Source organism: Botrimarina hoheduenensis, assembly GCF_007859815.1.
GTDB classification, from domain to species: domain Bacteria; phylum Planctomycetota; class Planctomycetia; order Pirellulales; family Lacipirellulaceae; genus Botrimarina; species Botrimarina hoheduenensis.
Map to the genome: position 1 here is coordinate 138,153 of NZ_SJPH01000010.1, position 14,056 is coordinate 152,208.

Below are 14,056 nucleotides of genomic sequence, written 5' to 3' on the forward strand. Positions count from 1 at the left end.
CTCTTCTGTTACACGATTTACCTCATCCATGCAGTCACGGCTCGTCCGTGCTAGATGCTGTCAGAGCCTCTTACCGAAAAGAGCTCTGCTCCCAACAAGAACTCCGTTTGAACAAGCACATCGGCTCGCCAGCAGGCAATTCTGCTGATCACGCGGCTTCGTCCTTGGTGGGCTTAGTCCGTGCGATGCGGGGCTACTGTGATGGCGGCCCGCTTTATCGAGTTGATTCCAATCCGCACGGTGCCGTCGCTGATCTCTACGCCAATACTCTCCGCCGCCCCCCGCTGAGCGCGAGCACGCTACCACGGCTTCGCTTGGAACACCCCCTCACACTGTGGTGCAGGGGCAAGACGAGTTGCCCTTCTCCCCCCCAACGTCCTCAGGAATTTGCCCCCATGAATCTGCTCGCTTGGAAATCCGTTTCTTATTACCTGACGCTCGCGGTGCTGCTCACGCCACTGGCGGCTAGCGCTAACGAGTTGCTGCTACGCGACGATTTTGACGGAACGGGCATCGTTGATTCGACGGTCTGGCGTCTGCCGTTCGGCACCGAGGGGACGTTTGTTGGTCGCACGCAGTATCGTGGAGACTCGGCGGTGGATATGCCTCTGCAAGGCGTAGCCGAAGCGCTCGCGACCGATGGCAAAGTCACCGAGATCAAGCTGGACACCTACTCGCCCCTCGACCCGGGCAATGCGTTCCTCGGCACCGACTTGCTCACCAAGCGCAACTTCGCGCAGGGTGGAGGAATTACGTTTGAAGCCCGCATGCGTTTGAAGCCGACCACAGCGGGCGGCGTGGTCGGTGGGTTCTTTCTGTATGACGTCACCCGTGACAGCCCCGCCGGTGCTAACAACCTCGTCCGCGACGAGATCGACTGGGAATTGCTCGGCAACCAAGGCGTGAGCGGTGGTGCGCAAGACCCCGCGACCAATTACTGGAATGATGGGCCGTTCACTGGCCCGGGCTCGGGAGGAGATCTAGAGTTTCACAACGTCGCCGGACTGAACCTGACGCAGTTCCAAAACTACAAGGTCGAGTGGACCCCCCAGTCGCTCAAGTGGTTTGTGAACGATCAGCTCGTGCGCACCGAGACCACCAACATTCCGAACGATCCGCAGAAGCTGCATTTCAACATGTGGGCCCCCGACTCGGGCTTCGCAGCGGCGTTCAATGCGGCCCTCCAACCCGCCGCGACCCCCGGTGCCGGCGTGACCTACGCCGCCCAGATTGACCACGTTGAGGTCAATCGGATCAACACCGTCGTGAGCAGCAACCTGCTGACCGACGGCAGCTTCGAAGAGAATTTCGCCCCGACCTTCATCGGCGATGTCCCGGCGACCACGACCGGCACGTGGCTTCGTTTCGGTAACGTTTCGTACGAGGCCGATGACATCAGCGGGACGAATCCCAACGTTCCCGACATGGCACCGGACGGTGTCGTCATGGCGAAGATGTTCGGCCCGTTCAACGGGGGACCCGATGCTTCCGGCATTCTCCAGAACGTCGCCGCGACGCCCGGCCAACAGTTCGAGGCAAGTGTCTTCGCCCAGACGGCCGGTGGTGACAGCATCGTCGGCACCCAAAACTTCAACACCATCGCCATTACGTTCCTCGATGCGAGCGGTAACGTGCTCCAAGAGGCCTTCGCCGATCCGGGCAACATTGTTGATCGCAATCGGCAAGAATTCCCGCTTCTCGACGGTCGCGATCCGAACGTTGTTGAAGACGAATTCGTGAAGGGAACGGTAAATGCGATCGCTCCCGCGGGCACCGCTTTTGCGCGGGTGAGCCTGTTCTTCATCCAGCTTGCGAACGAGGGGGGTGCCTCGTGGTTTGACGACGCCCAGCTGCGTCTGCTCACGCCCGAAGCTCCGATGCTGGTACCCGGCGACTTTAATGCCGACGGCAAAGTCGACAACGGCGACCTCAACCTGCTCTTGGGCAGCTGGGGCAGCTCGACCATCCCGGCAGCTTGGGTCAACGGATTTGTCGGCCCAACGGTGGATAACGGCGAGCTGAACGCGCTGCTTGGTGACTGGGGCTTCGGCACCGGGGTCGCTGTGCCTGAGCCGGGCACCGTAGCACTGGCGCTGTTGGCGCTGGCCGGCATGGTGTCGCGTCGCGTTTAGTTTCCTTGAGATTGGCTCTGGCCGGGGTGCCGCAGGATGCGACACCCCGACTACGAGTTTTTACTAATAATTTATTTTTTCTGACTCGTCGCGTCGGCCGCCTAACTTCAGCGGCTCGCACGTTTTTAAGGTGGAAATCATGGACCGAACCGTTCGCTCCGTCGGCTCTCGACGGGCCTTCACGCTCGTTGAGTTGCTGGTGGTAATCGCCATCATCGGGATCTTAGTCTCTCTGCTTCTGCCGGCGGTCCAGGCGGCACGCGAGGCGGCTCGCCGCGCACAGTGTGTGAACCAGCTTAAAAACCTCGCCCTGGCGGTGATCAACCATCACGACATCAAGCAGCACTTCCCCATCAGCGGGGGGGTCACGAGTAATTTCATTTCCTTCGCTGATTCGGATGTCCAAGCGGCTTTTGGCAATGGAAACGGCAAGCTGATGAACGGCGTGGGCTGGATTGTCCAAGTCCTGCCTCAGCTAGAAGAACAGGCTTTCTACGATCAATTCGCCAGCGGCGGTGCCTTTGAGGGTCAGATCCGTGATGGCTTCTGCTCCCGTCCGCGTGAAAAGGGTGGCTTGTTCTCGTTGAAGAACGGCATCTCGGTGCCGGAACTACTGAAACGACAGCTGCCGGTTCTCCAGTGCCCTAGCGACGAGTCGGTTTACCTGCTCGCCAATGATCAATGGCAAATGACGGGATGCGAAGTGGCGACTACCAGCTACAAGGGCGTTTTGGGCGACACCTATCTCAACCAGCAAGGCAGCATCTTTAGCAATGGCGAATGCAACAGCGCCACGGCTTCCACGACTTACCCGAGCGGATGTCACGATCGCTTGAGAAACGGCGACTACGCAACCCCCGCCCAAATGGTCGGCGTCGAGCGCGACTGCCACACGGGGACGCGCTGCAACGGCATCTTCTTCCGCCACACCTGGCTCAAGCCGGTAAAGATTTCGAACATTGTCGACGGCACCTCGAAGACGCTAATGCTAGGAGAGGATATCCCCGCCTTTAATCATCACTCGGCCGCCTACTATTCCAATTCGGACTGGTCGGCATGCAATACGCCGATCAACTACCGCATTTCCGAGGCCCCCGGCGAATGGGTCGCTGACGAATGGGAGGAGTTGCAGGGCTTCCGCAGCGAGCACCCCGGGGGTGCCCAGTTCGCGCGAGCGGATGGTTCCGTGGCGTTTATCACCGAAGGCGTCAACAACGTGGTCTACCGCACAAGTTGCACACGCAACGGCGAGGAGTTGGTCAACGAGTCTCTCTAAGGGCCCGTATGGCGACGGCGGCCGATTAGGTTAAACTTGGTCAGACGTCTTATCCTTGTCTTCTGTCGTGTTCGTTCCCTTCGATTGGAACCGCGTTATGCGCCGCTCGGCTTGTTTACGATTCTCTTCGCGATGCTTGGTCCTGGGCTTCCTCCCCGTCTTGGCTTTCTCCACCGGTTGCGGAAACGGTCTGGCCCGGCTCGAAGGTCAGGTGTCCCTCGATGGCGAACCGCTCCGGGCAGTCGATGACATCCGCGGTACGGTAATGTTCCAGCCTGTCGGCGAAGGAGCTATCGCAACCGCTAAGGTTGACGAATCGGGGCGTTACACCGTCAACACGGGATCCAAGCATGGCATCATGCCGGGCGATTATCGGGTGATGGTCAAAGCCGTCCGGATTATTCCCCCCAAAGACCAGTACTCCATGCCCAGTTCGAGCATGATCACCCCCGCCAAGTTCGCCAAACCAGACCAATCGAATCTTACGGTCAGTGTCGAACCCGGATCGAACGAGTACGACATCGCGATCACCGCCAAGTAGCGACCTCTTCAACCAGCCGAGGAGAATCTTGTGCGGCAACATGCGCGATACCTATACGGCTCACTGCTTCTCGTCGCCCCGATGCTGGCCCTAGCACAAGGCCTGCCCGCTAACTGGCGGCTCGCCTGGAGCGACGACTTCGATCAGCTCGATCGCGAGCGATGGGAGCTGGTCGATACCCCCAGGCCCACCAACAACTCTCAGCAAGACTACCTGTCCGAGCAGGTAACCGTCTCCGACGGCAAACTCATTCTGCTCAGCGAGAACCGGCCTTCGCGCGGCCTGCCTTACCGCTCAGGGCAGGTTCGCTCGCGAGATGAGCAGCGCTGGGGCCGCTGGGAAGTACGGGCGAAATTGCCCACCACGCGCGGCATGTGGCCAGCCATTTGGTTGCTCCCCCGGACCGATAAGTACCCGTGGCCATCGGGGGGCGAGATCGACTTCATGGAGAGCCGCGGCGACGCGCCACAGCTCGTCAGCAGCGCTTTCCACTTTGGATCGCCCAAGCCGGCTTGGCACGCTTACGTCGAAGGGCGTCATCAGTCCGGCAAAGAGGGCACGCTGACCAACTTCCACGCTGGCTTCCATACCTACGCTGTGGATTGGACCGAAACGCTGGTGCGTTTCTATGTGGACGACGTGCATCACTACACCGTCCACGACGAGGAAGTGGCCGGCTTTCTGTCCGCTAAAACAGCGCCCATGCGGTTGATCATCAATAACGCAGTCGGTGGCGACTTTCTTAACGACCCCGACGACTCGACCGTTTGGCCCCAGCGAATGGAAATCGACTGGGTCCGTGTTTACGTTGCCGAAGAGGGTGAGGCACCGCCCCGGGGCACCGACCCCAAGCAGAGTGTTCTCTCCAACGGGGGCTTCGAGCAAAACGGCGGAACGCTTGCCGGATGGTCGGTCATCAACAACGCGGTGATCGGCAACCCCAACGTTTCGATCTCAACCGCCCATGCAAGCGAGGGAGTCGCTTCGCTGAAGATTTTCGGGGCGTTTGCTGGATCGCCGACGCGATCCGGGATTGCTCAGGGAGTGCGGGTTGTCGCCGGACAGCGGGTGGCCTGCGGCGGACGGGCCTGCACGATTCCTGAGGATACCGTGATCGGCTCTTCCAATCGCGCACTGCTGCGGCTGGAATTTTATCCGTACTTTGGGGCGGCTACTCCGCTGGCGGAGGAAGAAGTGGCGTTCGACTTTGCACAGGCCGAAGTCGGCGAATGGGTGACCCAGCAGATCGCGGCCAACGTCCCCGCCGGTGCAACGGAAGCCCGCGTTTCCGTGCTGCTCGATCAGCCCAAAAATGAAGGGGGAGCGGTGTTCCTCGACGACCTGCGGATGCGCCTCGGAACACCGGCAACGCGTTGAAGCGTTGAAGTCCTGCGCGATTGAACGGGGCTTAGCTCTTGACCAGTGTCGAATTCCTGTACCACCTGCTATGAAGGTACGGGTTGGGTAAAGCCGCTGCCCTGCTGGAGCGGAGAAGGCTGCTGAGGCGTAGCCGAAGCAGCCTTCGGAGCGGAAGCGGGGCAGCGGGCCGCGAACTGTGCCGGGGTCAGGTACCCCAGGGAGCCATGCGGCCGGTGGTGGTTGTAATCCTCTCGCCACGCGGCCGTGAGCTTCCTCGCCGCGGCGAGCGACTCGAACTCCTCGACCGCCAAGAACTCGTCCCTCAGCCGGCTGTGGAAGCTCTCGGCGTAACCGTTCTGCCACGGGCTGGCCGGCTCGATGTAGAGCGTCCCCACGCCCAGCTGCCCCAGCCAACGACGGATCGCCTTCGCAGTGAACTCGCTCCCGTTGTCGCTGCGGATGTGCTCCGGCACGCCGTGCATCGCGAAGAGCTCCGCCAGCGTGTCGATCACATCCTCCGCTCGGAGAGACCCAACTGCTCTCGCACCCGGGTCACCGCCGCACGCTTCCGGGAAGGGCTCAGAAGTTTCCCTCGGCCACGATCCTCAGGGCTTGGATGTCTAGCGCCTGATCCGCAACCAACTGTGGCCTTCCCCCGATCTATGTACCACCTGCTATGAGAGAATCGGGATTGTTGAACTCTACTCCGCTGGCCCTCCGTAGCGGAGGGGCCTGCTGAGGCGTAGCCGAAGCAGGCCCTGGAGCGGAGGTGGGCCAGCGGACTACCATCTAATCATCCCGATTCTCTCATAGCGACTGGCACATAGATCGGGGGAAGACCAGTGGGTACCGTGCCGGCCACGAAGCTAACCGAGTGCCGTGATCGCGGCTAAACGTCGGCATTAATCGTTTACCTAGAGGAGATCGGATGCGAAACAACCCACAATTCTGGCGTTCCGCAGTGACCATGCTGCTGATGCTCATGGGGTCTTATGGGCTGGCAGAGGTCCGCTCAGAGAAGCTCGACATGCAGGCACCACCGACCGGAGCGGTACGTCAGGATGAGCTCTTGGTTGACGAGATCCGTGGGGTTAAGACCTCGCATCTCGCGTTGACTGGGCCGATATCGCATGTGGTGGCGTTGCCCGAAGGCTGCGATTCGGTGCTCTTGTTTGTCGCAGGAAAAGGGACGCTCCAGGCCGGCCAACACACCTACGACATCGACCCAGAGTCGATCGCCGTGCCTTACTCCGACGACGATTTCCAAATCGTCGTCGAACGGGGAGAGTGTCTGCACTGCGTCCACATAAGCAAGCAGTTGTCTGCACAAGATAAAGAGGATCGGAAAAGCTTCGTCGCCAGAGGTACCGCTGCGTTGTATTTCAAGCAGTTCAGCGACTGCGAGGCGTACACCGAGGCGATTAAGAGCCCAAAGACCATCAGTCGTACCGTGCTGCCCAAGGAGCACGTCCCGCGTGTAGCGATGGGAACGGTGCTTACCACGGGGCCCGATCGAGTTGGTGCCCACGAGCACCCGATGCTCGACCAGCTCTTCCTGGGACTTGCTAAAAACCAATGCACCGTCCACGCGGACGACGACCAGATTCAGTTCCCTCCGTTCTCGATTCTCCATATCCCGCTCGGATCAAGCCACGGGGTGATAGTCGAAGAAGGGCGTCGCATGCACTACTTGTGGATGGACTTCTTTCTAACGAAGGAAGGGCTGGACTGGCTCAAAACACACAAGCCCGTGGAGCCAATTGCAGTTGAGTAGCACCGAAGCGTAAGCGAGACGCGGACCCTCTAGCTGATCTAACCGACTCGATCAGTGACGCTAAGTCTGAAAAAACCACCCTGCCATTTTGATATCCCGAGGGAAGAGCATGGGAAAGCTATCCGGCAAACGAGTTGTCGTGACCGGCGGAGGCCAAGGCCTGGGGCTTGCGACCGTTCGCGGGTTGATCCAAGAGGGATGCGATCTGGCGATTCACTACAACACCAGTCGCGGTGGCGCCGAAGAATTGGTTCTTGCCGCGCAGAAGAACAAGCTAAGGGCTCAAGCGTTCCAGTCGGATCTCACGGATGAGCGGTCCGTCCAAGCGTTCGTGCAATCGGCCGCGGATTACTTGGGCGGAATCGATGTGCTCATCAACAACGCGGGAGACTTGGTCGGCCGCCGGCAACTCGCCGAGATCAACCTGGATTTCTGGGATAAGGTCATGAGCATCAACCTGACTTCGATGATGCTTGTAACGCGTGAGTGCGTCCCCCACCTTGCCAAGAACTCGGGTAGTAGCATTGTCAACCTTGCCTCCCTGGCCGGACGAAAGGGAGGGCACGCCGGATCGCTCAGCTATTCCACGGCAAAGGGTGCCACGCTCACGTGGACGAGGTCACTGGCGTCGGAACTGGCACCCCAAGGTATCCGTGTGAACGCGGTCGCTCCGGGGCTGATCCTGGGGACCCGTTTCCATCAAACCCACACGACCAATGAATCGGCCGACCGTACCGTCGAGGGCATCCCTCTCGGAAGGCCCGGTCACCCTGACGACGTCGCGCGGCCTGTCATCTTCCTTGCGTCCGAGTTTGATGGCTTCATCACCGGCGCCACGCTCGACATCAATGGCGGCGTCTACTGCGCGTAAAAAACTTCGCTCCCGCGTGCTTGTCAGCCTCGACCCAGACCACCTCTCTATTTTCGTACTTGCACGGTCGCCATGGATAACCCCGACGCCGCAGATCAACACCGGGCAACTGTCAAAGCTGCACAGGAACGCGGTCGGCTCGCGACGCTATTAGCGTATGCCCGACTTTCGGGCCCGGGTTGGCTGCAGAGCGCTCTGTCGCTTGGCGGGGGTTCGCTGGGCAGCAGCCTCTACCTGGGGATCATCGGCGGCGCGGCGTTCCTTTGGATTCAGCCGCTCGCGATGTTCTTGGGCACCGTCATGCTGTGCGCGATTGGCTACGTCACGCTCTCAATCAACGAGCGGCCGCTGCGGGCGATCAACCGACACATCAACCCAGTGTTGGGATGGTCGTGGCTCTTCGGGACATTGCTTGCAAATATGGTCTCGTCAATGCCTCAGTACTCGTTAAGCGTTGCGGTGATCGAGCAAAACTTCCTCCCAGCTGCCACGCAAGGCGACGGAACGCTCGCATCCGGAGCCGGCAAGTGGGTCCTATCCGGATTGCTGCTTGTGCTCTGCACGATCGTCACCTGGAGCTATGGCCGCGAGGGCTGGGGGATGCGGATCTACGACCGCACGCTCAAACTCGTCGTCGCGATCATCGTGCTCTCATTCGTCGGCGTCGTTGCGCGGATCGCAATGACAGACTCCGGGCTCGACTTCTCCGCGGTGATCAGCGGGCTGATCCCCAAGCCGGAGCACTTTTTCCGCCCGGTAGAGTCGTTCGCGCCCTTGCTCGAAGCGATCCAAGATTCAGAGGCCCGTCGGTACTGGTCCGATATGATCGTTGGCGAACAACGAGACATCATGATAGCGGCTGGGGGACTGGCCGTGGGTATCAACACAACGTTCTTGCTCCCCTACGTGCTATTGTCGCGGGGATGGGGCGCAGAGTCTCGCGGGTTAATGGCTTCCGACTTGGCGTTGGCGGCTTTCATTCCCTTCGTTATTGCTACCGGATGTGTGGTGCTAGCGGCGGGAGATCGATTTCATGGCCAATTGCCAAACGGCTTTGTTGTCTCGTCCGAAGGGATCATCGAGCCACCGCAGCGTTTTCGCGACTCGTTCGAGCGAGCGCTCGGGTTGAGAGAAGTCGCGGCCAACGACGCCGGTTACACGCTGGGCAAGATTGCTGAGCCGGAGCGAAGGGTCGCGGCCACGCTAGTACGACGCGACACGTTCGATCTCGCCAAGTCGCTCGATTCGCTCTACTCCCGGAGCGGTGGCGACGGGTCATGGCTCAGCCACATCGTTTTCGGCGTGGGCGTTCTTGGCATGACGCTTTCGTCGATCTCCCTGATGATGCTGATCTCGGGTTTCGCTGTGTGCGAGGCTCTCAACCTGCCGCCGAAGGGATGGCCGTTCCGCCTCGGATGTCTCGTCTCGGGATTCGGGGTGCTCTGGCCACTGTTCAGCGGCGAGAGCTCAAGAGCGTGGCTGACAGTGTTCACCGGCGTCTACTTCGCCATGTTGCTGCCAATCGCTTTCCTGACCTTCTTCGCCATGATGAACAGCAAGACCCTTTTAGGAGAGCAACTTCCTCGAGGTATCAAGCGTTGGGTGTGGAATGTGCTCATGGGAGCGGCCGTCTTGGCTGCCTCAGCAGCTTCGGTATCCGCCATCTACAAGAAGGCAGGTGTGGGTGGGCTTATCGCGACCGGTGCCTACGTAGCGATAATCTTGGCGGCCCAGATCAGAATGGAAGCTCGCCGCTCCAGACGGACTCGCTGAGGGACGCTTAACAGACCGTCCCGAGCCACGGCGGCAGGCTGTCTGCCTCTTTCGGCACTATTCCGCCGATAGCTCGTTGCCCGCCTCGGGACTGATCGGTCCTGTCGGATTGGTTCGGTGGGTGCGTCAGCCAATCACGCTTCCAAATGACAGCCAGCGGTGACCTACGCCCTCAAGCGATCTCGCGGAACCATCCTTCTCCAGTAAAAGCTTCCGATGCCGCGTGGTCTTTGCACGAAGCATTTTTTATCGCTTCGTCCGCGATCAGGTTCCCCGGATGATTGCTGTCTCGGTAGCAAGAACAGCGAGAGGCCATCAGCCTAATCTTCGATCAGAACCTGAAAGCGTTTGAAGGGGGCATGTCATCAGTAGGGTGCCCCGGAGGTCGTTATCACGATCAAGCGGTTGATGCTTCGCCTAAGCGAGGTTGCCACTTGCCTCGCGGAATCTCAAAGCACAAACCCGGGCCGTTCTTCGCGCGCTAGCGCGGGATGGAAGCCTTCCGCATACCGATGGATCGAGCGCGTCTCGTGGCGGGCTCGTGCCAAACGATCGAGCACCACGTCGCGCAGCGCGGCCAAAAAATTCTCCGGATCGGGATGACAGTAGACGACTAAGAATCGCCCGGCGGAGTTCCAGCCGCCGAGCTGGGCGGGGAGAGAACGGTCAGGGACGGTGTCGGTTAGCGGACCGCCGCCGAAGCTTCAAGAAGCACACGCTTCTCGGCGACACCAACTCCCTGATTGACAAATCGGCAGTCGTAGCCCTGCGAGGCATCAATCTGCCCCGGTTCGTAGAGCCCCGCTGCAACCATCTTCTGGAGGAAGTCGGCAATCCGCTCTTCGGAAAGAGCACCGATACCCGCAGTCAACGTTTCGCCCGAATCGACAATTCCCCGCTCGAGCATCTGACGACGCGAGTAGGCGAGCTGCTCGTCAGACATCGAAGGATTATCCCGCTTGATCAGCCGATCAGCTGCTTCCGGATCGCCATACAGGTACCGCACCCAGCCGAGAATCGACGCATCGACAAACCTTTGAACAAGATCGGGCGACGATTCGACCAAGTCGCGACGTGTTTCGAGCATGGTCGAATAGGTGCTCCAGCCGTAGTCCGCGAGCAGGTAAACGCGGGGCTCGTGCCCCAAGGCCTTGGCAATCGCCAGTGGCTCCGCCGTCGCGTAGCCCTGCTGGACGGCACGCTTATTCACGAGGAACGGTGCCGAGTTAAACGTATAGGTACGGGCCTGGCTTTCAGAAAATCCGTGCGCGGAAGTAAGCCAGCGGAAATACGTTTGCCTTCCGGCGTTGCCGACAAGGATCGGTGCTTTCGCGAGATCTTCCCACCGATCATTCCCCTGGCCCGGATGAGCAATCAAACAATGCGCGTCGCGCTGGAAGAATCCGGCAATCGTTACCGTCGGGAGCCCTTGACGGACCCCGTCGAACGTCTGGATCAGATTGCTCGCCATGAGAAAGTCAACGCGTCCAACTACGAGCTGGGCGCGGTTGTTGACAAGAGGACCCCCTTGCAGGATCCGCACATCGAGCCCCCTCTCGGCGTAAATTCCTTCGGCAACGGCTTGATAAAAACCGCCGTGCTCTGCTTGGGCTTTCCAATTGGTCGCAAACGTTACCCGATCCACCCCAAGAGCCGGATGACTGGCAATCAGCAGTGCGATAAAGCTCAGCAGGCGGGGCATCGGATGATCTCGCAGAGGATGAACAGAACGTTATCGGCAGCCAGCAGCACGACCAATTTTACACGGGAGGGCCTGGGCCGGGACTATCCCAGCCGCGGGTCTCGCCGAGGTTCATCAGCTGCTAGGAATCCGTAATCCGCTTTAAACGCAGCAAATCTTTGTTGGGAGTCAGTTTGTCAAGCGACGGCGTGACAAAGCGCGGAGCCGGAGGTCTTCAACGGGCTAGGTATCGCGTCGGACCGCGCTGTCGTGCCAAGGGCTGAGAAGCCATGTCGATAAGGCGTGGATCAAAAAATAGACAGCTACCCCTGTGAATGAGACCAGCGCCAGTGCCGCAAACATTCGCGGCACCTCTAACCGAAAGCCGCTTTCGAGGATTGTCGAGGCGAGGCCCGTTTGCTTGCCGCCGGCACCCACCGCAAACTCGGCCACAATCGCGCCGACCAGCGCCAGGTTGGCCGCCACCTTCAAACCCGTCAGAAAGTAGGGGAGCATCGAAGGAATCTGTAACATCCACAGCCTTTGCAGCGGCGAGGCGCCGTAGAGTCGCATCAGATCTCGGTGGCCATGGTCCACGCTCTGCAAACCCGCCACCGTGTTCGATAGTATCGGAAAAAAAGCAACGATGAACGCGCACAGCAGCAGCACCAGCCACGGCTGATCGCCGAGCCAAACGCTCAGCAGCGGCGCGATCGCGATCAGCGGAGTCACCTGGAGCACCACCGCCGGGGGGAAAAGACTGATTTCCAGCAGCCGTGACGCCGAGAACAGCACCGCCATCACCACCCCTCCGGCGACCGCCAGCCCGAGTGCCGAGAACATGGTCTTCAGCGTTACGATCCAAGCCGCGCTCAATTCTGCGCGGTCTGACCACAGCGTTTGAACAATCTTGGTTGGTGCCGGCAGGATATAGCTGGGCGTTTCCGCTATCCGCACATACGCCTCCCATCCGCCCAGCGCGAGCGCAGCAACAATCACCGGCGCTGCGATCCGCACCGCGAGCCGATCGACAAAAGGTAGGGGGGCGTTGGGCAGCGTCACGAGTTGTTTTTCCATCACCGGGGCTAACGGGCGGCCTCCAGCAGAACCTCAGAAACCTTGCGGCAAAGCTCGTCGTACCGAACGCTCCGCCGAAACGACTCGTCACGCACGGCGGGGGCGTCTACAGCGATCTCCGCCAAAACGCGGCCGGGCCGCGCAGCCATCACGACGATCCGCTCCGCCAGATACACGGCTTCGTAGACGCTGTGTGTGACAAAAATAACGGTCCAACGACCTTCTTGCCATAAATGCAGCAGGTCGTTGTTCAGCCGGAAGCGGGTCTGTTCATCGAGCGCCGCGAAGGGCTCGTCCATCAGCAGTAGCGAAGGCTCCCCGACCAGCGCGCGAGCGATCGAAGCACGCATTTTCATGCCGCCTGAAAGCTGCCGGGGATAGGCCTTTGCAAAATCTTCCAGGCCCACCTGGGCGAGCACGCGCTCAACCGCGGGGCGGGCCTCACTCCTTGAAACGCCACGCAAACGAAGGGGCAGATACACGTTGTCCCACACTCGTGACCACGGCAGCAGCGTCGGCTCCTGAAACACATAGCCCGCTTCGCTAGCAGGTTGCCCCTTTTGATGGCCTCCCGAGCGAACCGTTCCGGCCGTCGGAGTCGCAAGGCCAGCGACCATCCGCAGCGCCGTGCTCTTTCCGCAGCCCGAAGGACCGACGAGGCACACGAATTCGCCTCGTCCGATCGCCAGATCGATCGGCCCCAACGCGTGAACGCCGCCTGAAAATCGCTTTTCGACGCCAATCAACTCGACCGCCGTCGGACGTTTGTCGGCGTGCGTCGGCGTGGAAGTTTGAGCCATCACTCAGGGACCCCGCGCGCAAGAGTCGAGAGCAGAAACCGCGACACCTCGGCGAGCAGTTCCGTCAGTGCCGCTGACGTATTTTCGAGCGTTTTCTCACCGAATTCGACCGAGGCCATGCTCAAGTCGCAAACCGCGATGAGTCCTTCCTGTACGCCTAGCTCTCGCGCCGCGATGCCCAGCAGAACCGCAACATATCGCTCGTGCTCATCAAGCTCCGCGTCGCGGAACGCCGCAAAGCAGGAACCCGACGATACCGAACATTGCCGAGGCACAAACGATGATAAACGACTCGAGGCAGACAATTGGCTTCGACACGAGCAAACGAAAGAAGCTTGAACCAGCGCATCTTAGGCGTGTTGATGCCGAGTAACCAGCGTCGCTATCACACACCCTCTCTACCGCCCAAAACACACGAGCCGCCCGGCGTTTGCCGGGCGGCTCGGGCGTGAGAAGGTGGTAAAGGTATCAGCCTTCTTCCTTCGGCTTTGCTCAGAGGGGCCAAGCGGCGAGCAGGTCGCGGGGGGCGTCGTCCGTTGGGTTGCCTTCTCCGGCGTAGGCGGTTAGGAAGGCCCGCACCTCGCGGATGTCGATGGCGTAGCTCACCAGCCGGGCCTTGGTGTTGCCGCTGGAGTTGATCCCCACCAGTTCGCCGTTGTTGTTGACGATCGGGCCACCGCTGTCGCCCGGGTTGATCGGCGAGGTGGTCTGCAGCACGCGGGCCTGCACCTGCTGGCCGTCTTCGTAGTGCATGCGGATGTCGTGCACCTGC

General features: G+C 60.4%; 13 protein-coding genes and 1 pseudogene. 7 read left to right on the forward strand and 7 right to left on the reverse strand.

Annotated features, from left to right (window positions below; translation table 11 throughout):
• Positions 1 to 395 precede the first annotated feature (395 nt).
• The 4 genes from Pla111_RS15920 (at position 396) to Pla111_RS15935 (ending at position 5,326) form a co-directional block, all read left to right on the forward strand.
• Complete coding sequence (locus Pla111_RS15920; RefSeq protein WP_197525087.1) at positions 396 to 2,132, forward strand: glycoside hydrolase family 16 protein; 1,737 nt, start codon at positions 396 to 398, stop codon at positions 2,130 to 2,132.
• A gap of 139 nt (positions 2,133 to 2,271) precedes the next feature.
• Positions 2,272 to 3,408: a DUF1559 family PulG-like putative transporter gene (locus tag Pla111_RS15925; RefSeq protein WP_146575446.1), complete on the forward strand. Its 1,137-nt coding sequence runs from the start codon at positions 2,272 to 2,274 to the stop codon at positions 3,406 to 3,408.
• 136 nt (positions 3,409 to 3,544) lie between these two features.
• On the forward strand, positions 3,545 to 3,949 hold the full coding sequence (locus Pla111_RS15930) for a hypothetical protein (RefSeq protein WP_197525088.1): 405 nt from the start codon (positions 3,545 to 3,547) through the stop codon (positions 3,947 to 3,949).
• An 81-nt stretch (positions 3,950 to 4,030) separates the two neighbouring features.
• Entirely contained in the window at positions 4,031 to 5,326 is a 1,296-nt protein-coding gene (locus Pla111_RS15935; protein WP_146575448.1) for a family 16 glycosylhydrolase, read from the forward strand.
• A gap of 68 nt (positions 5,327 to 5,394) precedes the next feature.
• Here Pla111_RS15935 and Pla111_RS15940 read toward each other — a convergent pair.
• Positions 5,395 to 5,835 (reverse strand): annotated as a pseudogene (locus Pla111_RS15940) (integrase core domain-containing protein); the annotation flags it as partial.
• A 401-nt stretch (positions 5,836 to 6,236) separates the two neighbouring features.
• On the opposite strand from Pla111_RS15940, the gene Pla111_RS15945 reads away from it, so the two are divergent.
• From Pla111_RS15945 to Pla111_RS15955, 3 genes are all read left to right on the forward strand, one after another.
• Positions 6,237 to 7,082 carry a hypothetical protein gene (locus tag Pla111_RS15945; protein WP_146575450.1) on the forward strand — a complete coding sequence of 282 codons (846 nt, stop codon included), beginning with the start codon at positions 6,237 to 6,239 and terminating at the stop codon, positions 7,080 to 7,082.
• A gap of 109 nt (positions 7,083 to 7,191) precedes the next feature.
• Positions 7,192 to 7,953, forward strand: coding sequence for an SDR family NAD(P)-dependent oxidoreductase (locus tag Pla111_RS15950; RefSeq protein WP_146575451.1), 762 nt, complete (start codon positions 7,192 to 7,194; stop codon positions 7,951 to 7,953).
• 72 nt (positions 7,954 to 8,025) lie between these two features.
• Entirely contained in the window at positions 8,026 to 9,726 is a 1,701-nt protein-coding gene (locus tag Pla111_RS15955) for a divalent metal cation transporter (RefSeq protein WP_146575452.1), read from the forward strand.
• A 449-nt stretch (positions 9,727 to 10,175) separates the two neighbouring features.
• Here the strand turns inward: Pla111_RS15955 and Pla111_RS17595 are convergent, their stop codons facing one another.
• From Pla111_RS17595 to Pla111_RS15980, 6 genes are all read right to left on the reverse strand, one after another.
• Entirely contained in the window at positions 10,176 to 10,307 is a 132-nt protein-coding gene (locus Pla111_RS17595; protein ID WP_261342127.1) for a hypothetical protein, read from the reverse strand.
• A gap of 101 nt (positions 10,308 to 10,408) precedes the next feature.
• Positions 10,409 to 11,428: an ABC transporter substrate-binding protein gene (locus Pla111_RS15960; protein ID WP_146575453.1), complete on the reverse strand. Its 1,020-nt coding sequence runs from the start codon at positions 11,426 to 11,428 to the stop codon at positions 10,409 to 10,411.
• 222 nt (positions 11,429 to 11,650) lie between these two features.
• The gene (locus Pla111_RS15965; protein ID WP_146575454.1) at positions 11,651 to 12,484 is read right to left on the reverse strand and encodes an ABC transporter permease; all 834 of its coding nucleotides are present in this window, start codon (positions 12,482 to 12,484) and stop codon (positions 11,651 to 11,653) included.
• A gap of 8 nt (positions 12,485 to 12,492) precedes the next feature.
• Complete coding sequence (locus tag Pla111_RS15970) at positions 12,493 to 13,284, reverse strand: ABC transporter ATP-binding protein (protein ID WP_146575455.1); 792 nt, start codon at positions 13,282 to 13,284, stop codon at positions 12,493 to 12,495.
• A complete protein-coding gene (locus tag Pla111_RS15975) occupies positions 13,284 to 13,559 on the reverse strand; it encodes a hypothetical protein (RefSeq protein WP_146575456.1) in 276 nt (91 codons plus the stop codon). Before Pla111_RS15975 ends, Pla111_RS15970 begins: the two co-directional genes overlap by 1 nt.
• A gap of 217 nt (positions 13,560 to 13,776) precedes the next feature.
• A partial coding sequence (locus tag Pla111_RS15980; protein WP_146575457.1) for a trypsin-like serine protease occupies positions 13,777 to 14,056 on the reverse strand: 280 nt, incomplete at its 5' end.